Origin of the sequence: Micromonospora sp. C51, from assembly GCF_018070435.1 — a bacterium.
Classification (GTDB): domain Bacteria; phylum Actinomycetota; class Actinomycetes; order Mycobacteriales; family Micromonosporaceae; genus Micromonospora; species Micromonospora sediminimaris.
On the sequence record NZ_JAGPXQ010000047.1, the window covers coordinates 14607 to 30566 of the forward strand.

A 15960-nucleotide genomic window follows, 5' to 3' on the forward strand; every position below is an offset into this window, starting at 1 on the left:
TCGACGACCGGGCACCAGGACGCCCGGCCGCCGGCCGGGCGAGACAACCAGGGACCGCTAGGAGTACGAATCATGGCCGTCGTGACCATGCGTCAGCTGCTGGAAAGTGGTGTTCACTTCGGGCACCAGACCCGGCGCTGGAACCCGAAGATGAAGCGCTTCATCTTCACCGAGCGTAACGGCATCTACATCATCGACCTGCGTCAGACCCTCGACTACATCGAGAAGGCGTACGACTTCGTGCGCAACACGGTGGCCGAGGGCGGCAGCATCCTCTTCGTCGGCACGAAGAAGCAGGCACAGGAGGCGATCGCCGAGCAGGCGACCCGCGTCGGCCAGCCGTACGTCAACCACCGCTGGCTCGGCGGCATGCTGACCAACTTCCAGACGGTGTACAAGCGGCTGCAGCGGATGAAGGAGCTGGAGGCCCTCGGTGACCTCAGCGGCACCGCCGCCGGCTACACCAAGAAGGAGACCCTGCAGCTCTCCCGCGAGAAGATCAAGCTGACCCGCACCCTGGGCGGTCTGCGGGACATGCAGAAGCTCCCGGCCGCGGTCTGGGTGGTCGACACCAAGAAGGAGCACATCGCCGTCGACGAGGCCCGCAAGCTGGGCATCCCGGTGATCGCCGTGCTCGACACCAACTGCGACCCGGACGAGGTCGACTTCCCGATCCCGGGTAACGACGACGCGATCCGCTCGGCCGAGCTGCTGACCAGGGTCGTCGCCGCTGCCGTGGCCGATGGCCTGATCGCCCGCTCCGGTCGTCGCCGGGGCGGCGACGAGAAGCCGGAAGCGGGTGTCGCCACCGACGAGCCGTTGGCCGAGTGGGAGCGCGAGCTGCTCGAGGAGCCGAAGAAGGCCGCCGAGCAGCAGCCGACCGCCGAGCAGCCGACCGCCGAGCAGCCGACCGCCGAGCAGCCCGCGGCCGAGCAGCCGGCCGCCGTCTCCGGCCAGTGACCGTACCGCCGTCCGGTCACCGTCCGTTTCACCGACGGTGACCGGCGGCGGGTAGACCGGGCACGAACCTCTCGGAACCGGGTAATCGTCACCTCAGACCATTCCACGCAGTCTCAACACCGAAGAGAGAGCCATGTCCCAGATCACCGCCGCGGACGTCAAGAAGCTCCGCGACCTGACCGGCGCCGGCATGATGGACAGCAAGAAGGCCCTGACCGAGGCCGAGGGCGACTTCGACAAGGCCGTCGAGATCCTGCGCGTCAAGGGCGCCAAGGACGTCGGCAAGCGGGCCGGCCGGACCGCCGCGAACGGTCTGGTCGCGCACTCCGGTAAGGCGCTGCTCGAACTCAACTGCGAGACCGACTTCGTCGCGAAGAACGACAGCTTCATCGCGCTGGCGCAGCAGCTGGTCGAGCACGGCGAGCGCGCCGGTGTCAGCAACGCCGAGCAGCTGCTCGCCACCGAGATCGACGGCCGTACCGTCGCCGACCTGGTTCAGGAGCAGTCCGCCAAGATCGGCGAGAAGCTGGTGCTCAACCGCTTCGCCAAGCTCGACGGCACGGTCGCGGTCTACCTGCACCGTAAGGCGCAGGACCTGCCGCCGGCGGTGGGCGTGCTGGTGCAGTACACCGGCAAGGCCGACGAGGCGGGCGACGCCGACGCGCGTGGCGCGGCGATGCAGATCGCCGCGATGCGGCCGCAGTACCTCACCCGCGACGAGGTGCCGGCCGAGGTCGTCGAGTCCGAGCGGCGTATCGCCGAGCAGACCGCCCGCGAGGAGAACAAGCCCGAGGCCGCGCTGCCGAAGATCGTCGAGGGCCGGGTCAACTCCTTCTTCAAGGACTTCGTCCTGCTTGAGCAGTCCTCGGTGACCGACAACAAGAAGACGGTGAAGCAGGTGCTGGCCGAGGCCGGCATCGAGGTCACCGGCTTCGTGCGGTTCGAGGTCGGCCAGGCCTGAGCCGGCTCGGGGCGCACCGCGCCCGTGGGCTGGGAGCAACGACGAGACGAGGAGGCCGCCGGTGTACGCGACACACACCGCGGCCTCCTCGTCCCATAAGGTCGGCAGCGGCAGGTACGCGCACCTGAGCGCGCCAGTGGGGGAAGGACGGGCGGATGACGCAGGTTGTGAGTGACCGGACGTTGGCGGCGGACGATCCGACGGCACCACCGCCCGGCCGGGCCCGGCGGGTGGTGTTGAAGCTGTCCGGTGAGGTCTTCGGTGGTGGCGCCATCGGCGTCGACCCGGACGTGGTGCAGGCAATCGCCCGGCAGATCGCCACCGTGGTACGACGGGGTGTGCAGGTCTCCGTGGTGGTCGGCGGCGGCAATTTCTTCCGTGGCGCGGAGTTGCAGAAGCGGGGCATGGACCGCGCCCGGGCGGACTACATGGGCATGCTCGGCACGGTGATGAACTGCCTGGCCCTCCAGGACTTCCTGGAGAAGGAGGGCATCGAGACCCGGGTGCAGAGCGCCATCACGATGGCCCAGGTGGCCGAGCCGTACATCCCGCTGCGGGCGATCCGGCACCTGGAGAAGGGCCGCGTGGTCATCTTCGGCGCCGGCGCGGGCATGCCGTACTTCTCCACCGACACGGTGGCCGCCCAGCGCGCGCTGGAGATCCACGCGGACGTCGTGCTGATGAGCAAGAACGGCGTGGACGGCGTCTACACGGCCGATCCCCGGATCGATCCGACCGCCAGCAAGTTCGACTCGATCACCTTCTCCGAGGTGCTGCGTCGCAACCTCCGGGTCGCCGACGCGGCCGCCTTCAGCCTCTGCATGGAGAACGGCCTGCCGATGCTGGTCTTCGGCGCGCAGGGCGACGACACCATCGTCCGGGCCGTGGGTGGCGACAAGATCGGCACGCTGATCACCACCTGAGCCGACCGCCGACGGCGATCTCGGCGGTCCCGGTGACCCGACAAGCCCACGACGAGCACAAGAAGGAGGCGAGGAGACCGGTGATCGACGACACCCTCCTCGAGGCCGAGGAGAAGATGGAGCGTGCGGTCGAGCACGCCAAGGAGGAGTTCGGCGCCATCCGCACCGGTCGCGCGACTCCAGCCATGTTCTCCAAGGTCATCATCGACTACTACGGCAGCCCGACCCCGCTGACGCAGATGGCGTCGGTGGCCGTTCCCGAGCCGCGGATGGCCATCATCAAGCCGTACGACAACTCGCAGATCAACGCGATGGAGAAGGCGATCCGCGACTCGGACCTCGGGGTCAACCCGAACAACGAGGGCAACCAGCTGCGCATCCTGCTCCCGCAGATGACCGAAGAACGCCGTCGCGACATGATCAAGGTGGCCCGGCACAAGGGTGAGGAGGCGAAGGTCGCCATCCGCAACATCCGCCGCAAGGGCAAGGAAGAGCTGGACCGGCTCGTCAAGGACGGCGAGGTCGGCGAGGACGAGGGCCGTCGCGCGGAGAAGGAACTGGACGACCTGACCCAGCGCTACGTGTCGCACGTCGACGAGTTGGTCAAGCACAAGGAGTCCGAACTCCTGGAAGTCTGACGCCGAGGTCACCGCCCGCTTGATCATGAAGTTGATGTCCTCGCCACCGGCGTGGCGTGGTGACAACTTCATGATCAAGGAGGTGGGAGCGGACACCGGTACGTCCTGCCGGGCGGACGGGTGCAGTAGGCTCGGCACGATTCCCGGTGACCCGACGGTGAACGGTGGGGATCGGCCAGCCGACAGGCCGGCACATCAGACGGAGCGCCTCGCGCGGGTAGGGGATGGTAGTGGCTGTGCGTCAAGTGGTGGATCTCGTACCGCTCCCCCCTGGTGCGTGATGTCCCACCTCGACCCCTACGGCGGCGCCGAGGCCCGTGACTGGGATCGCCCGGACCGACCCACCTCGCTGCCCTGGCCGGACCCGGACGTGGAACCCGGTCCGTGGGGCCGCGGCCCGCAGCCCGGTGCCGAGCTGTACGCCAACCCGCGCACCCGACCGGGTCCGCAGGCCGAGCACCCCTACGCCCGCCGCCCCGACGACCGGGGTGGCCCGGCCGGTGCCGAGTTTGGCGAGCCGTACGACGCTGACCCGGATCGACGCGGCCGGTACGTCGGCGACCGGCCGGCCCAGGAAAGCCGGAACGGACGCGGACCCGCCAGCTGGGACCAGCCACCGCACGGGCGCAACGGAGTCCGCGACCTGGACCACGGCGACGCGCCCACCGCGCAGATCGCGCCGGTACGGGTGGGTGACGGTCGGGACCACGGCGACGCGCCCACCACCCAGCTGACGCCGGTGCGGGACCATGACGACGCGCCCACCACCCAACTCGCGGCGGTGCCGCCCGGGGACGTAGCCCCCGAGACACCACAGCACGACGGGCCGGACGCCTCGGGCCGGCGTCACCGGGGCCGCCGTCGGGCCGGTGCCGGCCGGCCGGCCACCCAGTCGGGGGCGAGCCGCGCCGGGCGGAACCTGCCGGCGGCCATCTCGGTCGGCGTGGGCCTGGGCGCGGCGGTTCTGCTGCCCCTGTTCCTCTACACCCCGGCGTTCCTGCTGGTGCTCGCCGCCGCGTTCGGCGTCGGCATCTGGGAGATGTCCCGCGCGGTGCGTCGTGGCGGCGCCGAGGTGCCGCTGGTGCCGCTGGTCGCCGGTGGGGTGCTCACCGTCACCCTGGCGTGGTTCGCCGGGCTGGACGCGCTCCTGCTCGGCCTCCTGGTCACGGTGGCGGGCACCTTGGTCTGGCGGCTCGGCGACGGTACGGCCAACCTCCGGCGGGACATGACCGCCGCGACCCTGATCTCGGTGTACGTACCGTTCCTCGGCGGTTTCGCCGCCCTGCTCGCGTCGTCTCCCGGTGATGGTGCGCTGCGGGTGCTGGTGACGCTGGTGGCGGTGGTGCTCTCCGACACCGGTGGGTACGCGGCCGGTGCCAACTTCGGCAAGCGGCCGATGGCCCCGACGATCAGCCCGAAGAAGTCCTGGGAGGGCTTTGCCGGCTCGGTCGGCGCGGCGGCGTTGGGCAGTGCCGTACTGCTCTGGCTGCTGTTCGACGTGGCACCCTGGTGGGGTGCCGTGTTCGGGATGGCGGTCTCCGGCGCCGCGGTCCTCGGCGACCTCGCCGAGTCGATGATCAAACGGGATCTCGGCGTGAAGGACATGAGCAACCTGCTGCCCGGCCACGGCGGCCTGATGGACCGGCTCGACTCCGTCCTGTTCGCGGTGCCGACGGCGTACCTGCTGCTCGTGGTCTTCGTTCCGGCGGTGAACTGAGGCATGGCCCACGCCGGCGGGACCGGGGCACGGACGGGGCGGGAGCGGATCCGGCACCTCCGCAGGGGTGCGTTCCGAGCCGGGCGTGCCAGACTGGACGTGCTATGACGAGTCTTCCCCTGATGCCGGTCGACCCGGACGCGCCTGGCGCACGTCGGGCGGCGATGCCACCGCAACACCTCGCCGACCTCGACCTCGACGGCCGAAAGGACCTGGTCACGAAGCTGGGCGAGTCGGCGTTCCGGGCCCGGCAGGTCTCCACCCACTACTTCGGCCGGCTGGTCCGCGACCCCGCGCAGATGACCGACCTGCCGGCGTCGTCCCGCGACCGCCTCGCCGACCAGCTGCTGCCCCGACTCCTCACCCCGGTCCGCGAGCTGGCCTGCGACGACGGCGCGACCCGCAAGGCGTTGTGGCGGTTGCACGACGGCTCGCTGGTGGAGAGCGTGCTGATGGGCTACCCGGACCGGGTCACCGTCTGCATCTCCAGCCAGGCCGGATGCGGCATGGCGTGCCCGTTCTGCGCGACCGGTCAGGCCGGCCTGACCCGCAACCTCTCCACCGCCGAGATCGTCGACCAGGCGGTCTACCTGGCGGGCGTGGCCGCCTCCGGCAAGGTCGCGGGGTCACCGCCGAGGCTGTCGCACGTGGTCTTCATGGGCATGGGGGAGCCGCTGGCGAACTACAACCGGGTGATCGCCGCGATCCGCCGCCTGGTCGCGCCGCCGCCCGAGGGGCTCGGCCTGTCGCAGCGGCACATCACCGTCTCCACGGTTGGGCTGGTGCCGGCCATCCACCGACTGGCCAGCGAAGACCTCTCCGTGACTCTTGCGTTGTCGCTGCATGCCCCCGATGATGAGCTGCGCGACGAACTCGTGCCGGTCAACCAGCGCTGGAAGGTGTCCGAGGTGCTGGACGCCGCCTGGGCCTACGCGGCCCGCACGGGCCGTCGTGTGTCGATCGAGTACGCGATGATCAAGGACGTGAACGACCAGCCGTGGCGAGCTGACCTGCTCGGCCGGCTGCTGGCCGGCAAGTTGGCCCACGTGAACCTGATCCCGCTCAACCCGACTCCGGGCAGCCGCTGGGACGCCAGCCCGAAGCCGGTCGAGCGGGAGTTCGTCCGGCGGTTGCGCGACGCCGGGGTGTCCACCACGGTGCGGGACACCAGGGGTCGCGAGATCGACGGAGCATGTGGGCAGCTGGCCGCCGCGGAGGACAGTGGCACCGACCCGGCCGGGGAGATGACGGCGTGACCGGGCGTGGCGAACGAGACCAGGAGACATAGTGGCGAGTCAGGGTCAGCGTTTCCGGCGTAAGGCGCTCCGCCGGGGATACAAGGTTGACGAGGTGGACGCCTTCCTGGACCGGGTCGAGGCGACACTCGCCGGGCAGCCGGTCGGAGCGCCGGTGGCCTCGCAGGAGGTCCACGACGTCGTCTTCCGGGTTCGCTTCAACGGCTATGACGAGTGGCAGGTCGACCTGCACCTCGACCGGGTCGAACGGCAGCTGGCGGAGCTGGAGGAGCGCGGCGGCATGTCCGGTCGCGGCGATGGCCGGATGGGCCCGATGGAGCGGATGGGCCCCGGCATGCGCGAGGATCGCGGCATGTCCCCGGTGCCGCAGCCGCCGATGCCGCCCCGGACGATGCCGGCACAGGCCGGCCCGCCCTACGGCCGCTACGACGAGCCGACGGGCGCCTTCGCCGGTGGGTACGACAACGCTCCCCGGGGTGGTTACGACGGCCCGCGTGGCGCCGCCGCACCGATGGGCCCGGGCGGGCCGATGGGTCCTCCCGGCGGCATGGGTCACGGCGGGCCTCCGCCGCGTGGACTGCCCGCCGGCCCGGGCGGCTACGGTCCGCCGGACGCGCCGGGTGGCTACGGCCCGCCGGACGGTCCCGGCGGCTACGGTCCGCCGGACGAGCAGCGCTTCGACGGGTTCGAGGCGGGTCGGCACGGCCGTACGGACATGACCGCCGAGATCAGGCTGCCGGACCGGGACCCGCGGCGTGGCCCGGCGGGACCGCCCGGCCTGCCGCAGCAGGCGCTCGGCGGGCCTCCGATGGGCGGCCCTCCGGCGATGGGCGGCCCGCCCGCGATGGCCGGTCCCGCGATGGGTGGGCCTCCGATGGCCGGCCCGCCCGGCAGCGACCTCTACCGGGTGGACCAGATCCGACGTAGCTTCCAGGTCCGTCGCTTCGGCAGCGGGTACGACCCGGACCAGGTGGACCGGTTCTTCGAGTCGCTGCTCGGCGGGATGGCCGGGCGCAACCAGATGCCGGTGAACCCGAAGGACCTGGACACGCTGCGCTTCGGGCTGGTGCAGGGCGGCTACTTCGAGGCCGAGGTCGACGCCGCGCTGAAGAACGTGCAGGACATCCTCTTCGGCCGCTGACCGACAGCGATGCGCGAGGGCCCGCCTCCGGGGAACCGGAGAGCGGGCCCTCGCGCTTGCTCGCCCAGGTGGGTGCGGCGGTCGGCCGCCAGGTCGCGCAGAGCCCGGTCGCTCAGCAGCGCAGGCCGTTGCGGGCTGACCAGATCGTCAGGAGCGCAGGCCGTTACGGCGCAGCACCACGTCACCGATCACGATGAGCAGCAGCAGCGCGGCCAGGCCGATCAGCCAGAGGTTCTCGACCCTGCCCTCGTGGTTGCCGCAGAGCATGGCCAGCAGCACGAACGCGGTGAGCACCGCGCCGATCCGCCCGGCCTTACGGTGCCCGGGCTTGTGCTGGTCTGGCGACGTTACCGGCTCGCTGCCTGCCACTGTCGGTCCTTCCTCGCGAACGGATCTCCGGCTAGTCTGGCACGTCCCCCGCGAAGGTTTCCGGCCAGGGCCGATGGGCCCCGCTCTGGTGGGTGGAAGGGCACTACCGGCGTCGCGGGGCGAGGACCAGACTGCCTCCGGTAGCGTTCTGGGGCGTACACCTTGATTGTCTTTTTGAGGGGGAACTGCGGTGCGAGTGACCGGTACGGGGCACGCCAGCATGCGGATCGACACGCCCGCGGGCAGCATCCTGTGCGACCCGTGGGTCAATCCGGCCTACTTCGCCTCCTGGTTCCCGTTCCCCGACAACTCCCAGCTCGACTGGGAGGCCCTCGGTGACGTCGACTACCTGTACGTCTCCCACCTGCACCGGGACCATTTCGACGCGGCGCACCTGAAGCGCTACGTGTCGAAGAAGGCGACCGTGCTGCTGCCCGAGTTCCCCACCTCCGAGATGGAGGACGAGTTCCGCGAGCTGGGCTTCACGAACTTTCTGAAGACCCGCAACGAGGAGGTCGTCGAGCTGGACGGCGGCCTCAAGGTCATGATCCAGGCGCTGACCAGCCCGACCGACGGTCCGATCGGTGACTCCTCGCTCTGGGTGGAGTACGACGGCGTCCGGCTGCTCAACCAGAACGACGCCCGCCCGACCGACCTGAGCACCTTCGCCGAGTTGGGCCACGTGCACGCGCACCTGCTCCAGTTCTCCGGCGCGATCTGGTATCCGATGGTCTACGAGCTGCCGAACGCGGCGAAGACCGCCTTCGGCAAGCAGAAGCGGGATCGGCAGTTCGACCGTACCTGGCGTTACATCGACGACCTCAAGGCCGACCACGTCTTCCCGATCGCCGGCCCGCCGTGTTTCCTCGACGACGAGCTGTGGCAGTTCAACGACATCTTCGGCGACGAGGGGAACATCTTCCCCGACCAGTCGGTCTTCCTGTCCGAGTACGCCAAGGTAGGCGGCACCAACGGCATCGTGCTGCTGCCGGGCAGCGTCACCGAGGTCACCACCACCGGGGCCACGACCACCCACCCGATGCCGGTGGAGGAGTTCTTCGCCAACAAGGTCGCCCACCTGGAGGAGATGCGCGAGCGTAAGCGGCCGATCATCGAGGCGGAGAAGGCGTCCTGGCGGCACCCCGAGGTCGACGTGCTCAAGGAGCTGAAGCGGCGCATCGAGCCGCTGCTCGACGAGTCGATCTACCTGGCCAAGGGGGTCGGCGGTCCGGTCCGCTTCGACCTGGTCGGCTACGACGACGAGAGCATCGAGTCGATCGTGGTCGACTTCCCCGGCAAGCAGGTGCGGCCGTACGCCGACGAGAAGGTCCGCTACCGGTTCCGCACCGAGCGGGCGCTTGTGGAGCACCTGCTGCACATCGGCGAGGTGGACTGGGTCAACTCGCTCTTCCTGTCCTGCCGCTTCTCCGCCGCCCGGATCGGGCAGTACAACGAGTTCGTGTACGCCTTCTTCAAGTGCCTCTCCACCGAGCGACTCCAGTACGCCGAGGGCTGGTACGACGAGCACGAGCGGGCGGTGGACGCCGAGGACATCACCATCGGCGACTGGGTGGTGCAGCGTCGTTGCCCGCACCTGAAGGCGGACCTGAGCCGGTTCGGCATCGTCGACGGCGACCAGCTCACCTGCCAGCTGCACGGCTGGCGGTTCGACCTGCCCAGCGGGCGCTGCCTGACCAGCGTCGGTCACAAGGTCCGCGCGCACCGGGTCGGCGAGGAGGCTCCCGCCGCGGAGGTCACCCAGCCGTCGAGCTGAGGCGCCGCCTACCGACCGAGGTCGGCGAGGATGCGCTGGGCGGCGTTGTGGCCGGCGGCACCGATGACGCTGCCGGCGGGGTGACAGCCGGCGCTGCCCGCGTACACCCCGTCCACGCCGGTGGCGTACGGCATCCGGTCGGCGAACGAGACGGTGTTGTCGACGTGGTGGATGTGCCCACCGGTGATGCCGAAGTGCGCCTCGATGCCGGGCGGCGGCAGGGGCACCGCGTCGGCGATCAGGTCGCCGGTGCCGGGGGCGTACCGTTCGCAGATCCCGACCAGCCGGTCGACGTAGCCGGGCAGCTCCGCGTCCCAGGTGGTGCCGGCCAACTCGTACGGCACGGACTGCACGAACAGCGCCGACGAGTGGTGCCCGGCCGGGTCGGCCAGCGACGGGTCGACGGTGGTGTGCAGGTACCACTCGATGGTCGGCTCCTGCGGCAGCCGTCCGGCCCGCACGTCCGCCCACATGGCGCGCAGCGCCGCCATCGGTGACTCGCCGGTCCCGCCGGCCAGCGTCGCCGAGCCGGGCAGCAGGTGGATCGTCGAGCCGAACGGGCTCGGCGCGCCCTCGGGCAGGCAGGAGAAGCGGGGCAGGCCACGCAGCGCCAGGTTCAGCTTGAGGGTGCTGCCGGTGCGCCGGACCGCCGCCATCCGTCCGCTGAGCGTGGTCGGCAGCGCGCCCTCGGGCAGCAGCTCCATCAGCCGGTACGGGTCGCAGGCGCCGAGCACCACCTCGGCGTCGATCTGGCGGCCGTCGGCGAGCACCACGCCCCGGGCAACACCTCCGTCGAGGGTGATCGCGGCGACCGGGGCACCGGTGACGATCCGGGCGCCGGAAGCCCGGGCCGCGTCGGCGAAGATCCGCGACACGGTACCCATGCCGCCTTCGGCGATCATCCAGGTGCCGCCCGAACCGGGCAGCCGGCACATGTTGTGCACCAGGAAGTTGTGCCCGGTGCCGGGGTCGTCGGGGCCGGCGTTGAGCCCGGACAGGCCGTCGGTGACCGCGTACATGCTGACCAGCAGCTCGGAGCGGAAGTCGAAGCGGGCCAGGTAGTCGGCGACGGAGCCGCGTACCAGGTCGATGAAGACCTGGCGCAGCGCGGGACGGACGTAGCGTTCGGCGGTCTCCTCGGCGCTGAGCGGCTCGGCCAGCCAGGCCGGGGCGAGGTCCTCGCGCAACGCGGCCAGCTCGGCCTGCAACGCCTCGTCGGCGGCGGCGTCGGCGGGGGAGAAGAATTCGGCGAGCTGCGCCCGGGTGGCCTCCGTGTCGGTGCCGAAGAGCAGGTACGGCGAGCCGACCCCGCCGGGGGTGGGCAGGAAGTAGTGCGGGTCGCGGCGCAGCACCGGGATGCGGACGTCGAGCGCGGCCAGCAGCTCCGGCGGCATCAGCCCGAGCAGGTACGACCCGGTGGAGTGACGCAGCCCCGGCACCTTGGGGAACGGGTTCTCGGTGCGGGTCGCCCCGCCGATCACCTCGGCGGCCTCCAGCACCAGCACGTCCAACCCGGTCCGAGCCAGCAGGATCGCCGACACCAACCCGTTGTGCCCCGCCCCCACGACGACGACGTCCGCCCGCCCCGGCACCTCACCACCCACCATCCCCGCACCCTAACCCCTATCCGCCCCCCACCGCCCGGCCCTGCCCCCGACCTCGTCGATCATGAGGTTAGCGGCGGTCTTGATCTTCATTGGTGCCGCTAACCTCATGATCAACAGGGCTGGAGCGGCGGGTGCGCCAGGAGGAGAGGGCCAGGGTGGCGGAGTAGCCGGCCAGCACGATCACGTGGAACAGGTAGAGCCAGAGCAGGATCGCCACTGCGGAACCCACCTCGTCCAGCCCACCGAAGGGCACGCCCAGGTCCAGTGGCAACGAGGCGAAGAGCACGAAACCGTGCAGGAAGCCGGACAGGTTCGCCGCGGTGAACGAGCCCATCCCCAGCGTGGAGAGCCAGTCCGGCGAGGCCGGGCCGACCACCCGGAACACCCACATCAGCACCGGCGTGAGCACCAGCCACACCGCCAGGAACGACAGCACCACCCCCAGCGCGCCGGCCCAACCGCCGCGCCGGACCAGCCCGGTGGTGGTCGGCAGGGCCAGCAGGATCGACAGCAGCAGCGCCGGGGCCGGCGCCAGCAGCGGCAGCAGCAACAGCCGGCCCCGCCAGCCGATCAGGTGTTCGTCGGAGCGGGGCGCGGCGACCGAGACGAACGCCCGGCGCAGCCCTTCGCCGTACAGCGACGCCGGCAGCAGCGCGGCCAGCGCCAGCCACGGCGTCAGGCCGACCCCGGCCTCGACAAGTGCGGCCACCGCGTGCGGCGCACCGATCGCGTCCGGCAGGGCCTCCACGGCGTACCCGGTGAGCCGCCGAACCTGGGACGCTCCCGCCAGCAGCGAGGTGAGCCAGATCGCCAGCAGGGCCACCGGCACCACGGCGATCGCACCGTAGAACGTGATCGAGGCGGCGTGCAGCGACAGATCCCGGCCACGGACCGGGCGGAACGCCGCCCTGGTGATCCGCCTCGTCCGCTCCCACGCACCGCCCATCGCGCTTCATTTCCCCGTCATCCCCGCCGGCAACCGTCCCCGTTGCGCGGGTCGCACCCGGCCGACGGATCAGCGGTCGGGTCTGTTCGGTGGACCGGGCCGTGAGGTAGCGAGAAGGCGCCCGGCGACGGGCCTGGCAGGGATGCGGCTGCTCAGGCCCGTCGCCGTTCGGTTCGGTCAGCCGAATGCCCGGTACAGTCGCCAGTCGGCGGAGAGGACGACCTTCTTCGATTGCCCTGTGTCGGTCTTCGACGGGTGGTAGATGTGCATGTTGCCGTTCGACTCGTACCGGACCCACATGTCGGGCACCCCGTCGCGGTTGACGTCGGGAATGCTGATGACGACGCCGATGGCCGCCTCGGTCCACGACGTGCCGTAGCGGACGTCACCGTCGCGGGAGTTGTTGGCCAGCTTCAGCGAGTCGAGGCTGACGCTGCCGGACACCGCACCGGGCAGACCGTGCCGGACGTACATGTTGCCGTTGTCCAGGTTCCGCCAGAGCAGGTCGGGTGTCCCGTCGATGTCGATGTCGATGATGTTGACGACATCGCGGCGCGCCCAGGCGTCGTGGTTCATCAGGGTCGCCTCCGCAAAGGCGGCCCCGGTGTACCCGGACAGCACCCAGAACTCCGGGCCGGAGCGTAGCGCCAGGTCGGGCCGTTTGTCGCCGGTGATGTCGCCGACCGCCTTGATCTGGGTCCAGGTCGACGGGTTCGGCGCGTTGGCCGGGAGCATGACGCGGAGCCGATGGTCCACGTTGAAGCTGCCGTACCCGTCACCGGGATAGAGCCAGAAACCGCCGTCGGGGGTACGGGCGAACAGGTCGGTGATGCCGTCACCCGGGTACGCGTCGGAGTGCTTGGTGATCAACGCGGCCTGGCCGGTGGTCGGGTTCCACCAGTGACCGGGCGGGTTCAGGGCACCGGCGCTGTCGTACGAGGAGTACAGCCAGCCGTACAACTCACCGTTGTTGGGCCCGGTCCCTTCGGGCTCGCGGTCGCCCGCGTACGTGCGCAGCTTGCCCTCGTTGTCAACGAGGATCAGGTCGGGTATGCCGTCGCCGCCGGTGTCGCCGGGGCCGTCACCTGCGGCGCGCGGCGGCACGTAGATGGCATAGTCCGTCCTGGCGCTGCGGTTGCCGACCGCGTCGTAGGCGTACACGAGCAGGGTGGTGGGGCCGGCGTGTCGCGGCTTCAGGTCCGGTACCACGGCTGCGCCGTTGACGGCCGGCACGTACCTGGTGTCCTGGCTCTCGAACGAGTAGCTGAACTGGGTGGCGCCGGCGGCGCTGAAGCTGACGGCTCCCGTCTCGCCGAAGTGCACGGTCGCCCAGGTCGCGCCGTCCGGGGTGGCCCGCGGGAACACGTCGCTCGTCACGGTGGGCGCGGGCGGCGCCGAAGCGTCGATGGTCAGTCGGCAGGGATCGGTGCCAGGCGGGAAGTAGCTCGACGTGGCATCCGAGTGGTCCTCGGCACGTACGTCCCAGGAGTAGGTGGCCTTGTCCTCCAGACTGCTGGACGGCACCTGGAGTTTGCCGATGCCGTTGGAGTCGGCGGTGACCACCGTGCCTGACGGGACGGTCGAGCCGGTCTTCCAGAAGCGGAAGCGCAGCGCCTTCAGGTTGTTGTCGGGGTCGCTGGCTTTTGCGCGCAGCTCAAGATTGGTGCGTGCGATGGTGACACCACCGCCGGGGCCGGGTACGCAGTCGCCGCCGGGTACGCTCTCGCCGTCCGTCGGTTCCCTTGGCGGCGTGTTGTAGACAACCGTCAGCTCGGTGCTGCTGACCTTGAACCTGCGCCAGGTCAGCGTGTCGCCTTCACTTGTCGCCCGCATGCCGAGGGTCACGTTCGACCAACCGCCGTCGGCACCGTTCTGGGCGATCTTCTTCACGTCGAAGCTGACGTAGTCGTCGGCGCAACTGCTTCCGTAGCCGAAGGCGAACGACTTCTTCTGCTGCACCTCGACCCAGCTCGGCTGCTTCTTCCAGGTGGTGGCGGAGGAGATGGAGCCGGTGCGCCACACCTCCATCTGGCGCGCGGTGCAGTTCCAGGAATGGTTGTTGAACACCTTGAACGTGGCCGACTCGACCGTCGCGCCCTTCATGCTGCTCTTGAAGCCCATGCGCCAGAAGGAGCGGGCGGTCAGCGGAGTCCGCTCCTCGTAACCGACCCGGGCGTCGGTGCTGCCGGAGTTGAAGTTGGTGCCGTTCCAGGTGTTGGTGCTCGGGTGCTGCTTGTAGACCGTCGCCCAGGCCAGTGTGCCGCTGCGCAGCGTCGGGTCGAGGAAGAGCGGAAACATCGCGTCCGCGTCGGCGAGCAGGCCGGTGGCGGCGACGTCCAGGTGCAGTCTTACGTCACCGCTGCCGTCGCCGTCGAGGCTGATCGGCATCGGGGCGTGCCGGGCGCCCGCCTCCACCCCGTTCAGCCCGGAGAGGTTCAGCACGTCGGCGGTGGTGGCGACGGCGGTGCGCAGGGCCGGCTGGGGCGACGTCGGGTCCTGGCCGGCAGAGTCCCAGGCGAACGGGGTGGGCATCGAGGCGATCTCGACCTGGCTCGCGGCGTCGAGAATCTGCACGCTGCCGGTCTCCTGGTCGTGGCGGAAGATCGCCGTCGGGGATCGCAGGACGTAGGTGAGGGACCGGACCGCCTCGATGGTGGCGCTGTCCCGGTTCTTGACGATCAGCAGCTGCCCGAATCCGCCCTCGTCGCGGGCGACCACCAGCAGATCGACGCCGGGCCGAACCTCGGGATAGAGCAGGCGCGGGCCGTCGAGCACCGGCTCCGGCAGCTCACCGGGCCACAGGTAGGTGACGGTGTGACCGTCGATCTCGACCTCGGCGAGGGGTGTGTCCACTTCGGTGCGGGCGACCAGGCGCATCGCCTGGACGGAAGGGCTCGTGGACGGCGTGGCGTCGGGTCGCGTCGCGCCGCCGAAGAACCGCACCGGGGTGGGCGGGTTGACCGGGCGGACGCCGAGGCCGTCCGGTGCGTCGGCGTCGTGGGTCAAGGTGAGGTCGATCGGCGCCCACTGCCCGGTGGCGTTCCTGGCCCGCTGGGGGATGGCGTGGGTGGTGGTGCGCCACTGCCCGGCCGGCAACGCCCAGGTGAGCGACGTGGCCGTGGTCGCGGTCTCGACGAGCACCTCGGTACCCGTGCGGAGCGCCTCGGCCATCGCGGTCGCCTCGTCGAGCGGTGGCTTCGACGCCGGGGCGGCCTCGGTGACGACCCCCGGCCGACTGTCGCCTCCGTCGATTCCCGGCCACCACGGCAGGGACGCCGCGATGACGGCGACCAGCAGGAGACCCATGGTGCAGATCAGCCGGGTGCGCGTACGCATGAACGGGCTGAGCAGGCGAGGCGCTGTCACGGCGGTCTACTCCCGTGGGCCGGGCGGACAGGAAGGTCGCGAAACCCGCCCCGTCAGCCGGGCCGAGGGGCAGAAACGCGGGCACACGATCGCACGTCACCAGGGCATCTCGTCTATCCCGTCAACGTTACCGATTCGTGATGTTTACTTTCTGATCATTGACCGGTACGCCGGAGTTCGATCTTGTGTGGGTGGGTTTGCCGGCATCGCTTGTCGGACATAGCCGAATTGGCCATCCAGTCGAGTTGCTTGCGTTTCACGATCCCCTGCGGCGTTTACGGCGTGACGTGGATCACATTCAC

At 70.4% G+C, this 15960-nt stretch carries 12 protein-coding genes; 8 read left to right on the forward strand and 4 right to left on the reverse strand.

The features are described 5' to 3' along the window. Positions 1-72: 72 nt before the first annotated feature. The 7 genes from rpsB (at position 73) to KBX50_RS28505 (ending at position 7596) form a co-directional block, all read left to right on the forward strand. On the forward strand, positions 73-960 hold the full coding sequence (gene rpsB, locus KBX50_RS28475; RefSeq protein ID WP_210940957.1) for a 30S ribosomal protein S2: 888 nt from the start codon (positions 73-75) through the stop codon (positions 958-960). Between the two features lie 133 nt (positions 961-1093). Further along, positions 1094-1921, forward strand: coding sequence for a translation elongation factor Ts (gene tsf, locus KBX50_RS28480; protein ID WP_093401682.1), 828 nt, complete (start codon positions 1094-1096; stop codon positions 1919-1921). A 155-nt stretch (positions 1922-2076) separates the two neighbouring features. Continuing rightward, a complete protein-coding gene (pyrH, locus tag KBX50_RS28485) occupies positions 2077-2844 on the forward strand; it encodes a UMP kinase (RefSeq protein ID WP_093401681.1) in 768 nt (255 codons plus the stop codon). Between the two features lie 80 nt (positions 2845-2924). Next, on the forward strand, positions 2925-3482 hold the full coding sequence (gene frr, locus KBX50_RS28490) for a ribosome recycling factor (RefSeq protein ID WP_093402027.1): 558 nt from the start codon (positions 2925-2927) through the stop codon (positions 3480-3482). 280 nt (positions 3483-3762) lie between these two features. Further along, positions 3763-5199 carry a phosphatidate cytidylyltransferase gene (locus KBX50_RS28495; RefSeq protein ID WP_210940958.1) on the forward strand — a complete coding sequence of 479 codons (1437 nt, stop codon included), beginning with the start codon at positions 3763-3765 and terminating at the stop codon, positions 5197-5199. Positions 5200-5303: 104 nt separating this feature from the next. After that, a complete protein-coding gene (gene rlmN, locus KBX50_RS28500; protein WP_210940959.1) occupies positions 5304-6455 on the forward strand; it encodes a 23S rRNA (adenine(2503)-C(2))-methyltransferase RlmN in 1152 nt (383 codons plus the stop codon). A 31-nt stretch (positions 6456-6486) separates the two neighbouring features. Next, a complete protein-coding gene (locus KBX50_RS28505) occupies positions 6487-7596 on the forward strand; it encodes a DivIVA domain-containing protein (protein WP_210940960.1) in 1110 nt (369 codons plus the stop codon). A gap of 147 nt (positions 7597-7743) precedes the next feature. Here KBX50_RS28505 and KBX50_RS28510 read toward each other — a convergent pair whose 3' ends face one another. Next, positions 7744-7965 (reverse strand): DUF2631 domain-containing protein, encoded by a 222-nt coding sequence (locus tag KBX50_RS28510; RefSeq protein ID WP_210830984.1) that lies wholly within the window; start codon positions 7963-7965, stop codon positions 7744-7746. A 190-nt stretch (positions 7966-8155) separates the two neighbouring features. Here KBX50_RS28510 and KBX50_RS28515 point away from each other — a divergent pair, with 190 nt between their 5' ends. Beyond that, a complete protein-coding gene (locus tag KBX50_RS28515; RefSeq protein ID WP_210940961.1) occupies positions 8156-9739 on the forward strand; it encodes a Rieske 2Fe-2S domain-containing protein in 1584 nt (527 codons plus the stop codon). Between the two features lie 8 nt (positions 9740-9747). Here KBX50_RS28515 and KBX50_RS28520 read toward each other — a convergent pair whose 3' ends face one another. The 3 genes from KBX50_RS28520 to KBX50_RS28530 form a co-directional block, all read right to left on the reverse strand. Continuing rightward, a complete protein-coding gene (locus KBX50_RS28520) occupies positions 9748-11346 on the reverse strand; it encodes an NAD(P)/FAD-dependent oxidoreductase (RefSeq protein ID WP_210940962.1) in 1599 nt (532 codons plus the stop codon). Positions 11347-11413: 67 nt separating this feature from the next. Then, the gene (locus KBX50_RS28525) at positions 11414-12292 is read right to left on the reverse strand and encodes a YhjD/YihY/BrkB family envelope integrity protein (RefSeq protein ID WP_210940963.1); all 879 of its coding nucleotides are present in this window, start codon (positions 12290-12292) and stop codon (positions 11414-11416) included. Positions 12293-12469: 177 nt separating this feature from the next. Further along, positions 12470-15658 (reverse strand): DNRLRE domain-containing protein, encoded by a 3189-nt coding sequence (locus KBX50_RS28530; RefSeq protein ID WP_210940964.1) that lies wholly within the window; start codon positions 15656-15658, stop codon positions 12470-12472. Positions 15659-15960: the final 302 nt, after the last annotated feature.

What these genes read in the sequence shown, in the direction of transcription:
- rpsB (WP_210940957.1), top strand. Translation starts at nt 73, where the DNA reads ATGGCCGTCGTGACCATGCGTCAGCTGCTGGAAAGTGGTGTTCACTTC.
- tsf (WP_093401682.1), top strand. Translation starts at nt 1,094, where the DNA reads ATGTCCCAGATCACCGCCGCGGACGTCAAGAAGCTCCGCGACCTGACC.
- pyrH (WP_093401681.1), top strand. Translation starts at nt 2,077, where the DNA reads ATGACGCAGGTTGTGAGTGACCGGACGTTGGCGGCGGACGATCCGACG.
- KBX50_RS28495 (WP_210940958.1), top strand. Translation starts at nt 3,763, where the DNA reads ATGTCCCACCTCGACCCCTACGGCGGCGCCGAGGCCCGTGACTGGGAT.
- rlmN (WP_210940959.1), top strand. Translation starts at nt 5,304, where the DNA reads ATGACGAGTCTTCCCCTGATGCCGGTCGACCCGGACGCGCCTGGCGCA.
- KBX50_RS28520 (WP_210940962.1), bottom strand. Translation starts at nt 11,346, where the DNA reads ATGGTGGGTGGTGAGGTGCCGGGGCGGGCGGACGTCGTCGTCGTGGGG.
- KBX50_RS28525 (WP_210940963.1), bottom strand. Translation starts at nt 12,292, where the DNA reads ATGGGCGGTGCGTGGGAGCGGACGAGGCGGATCACCAGGGCGGCGTTC.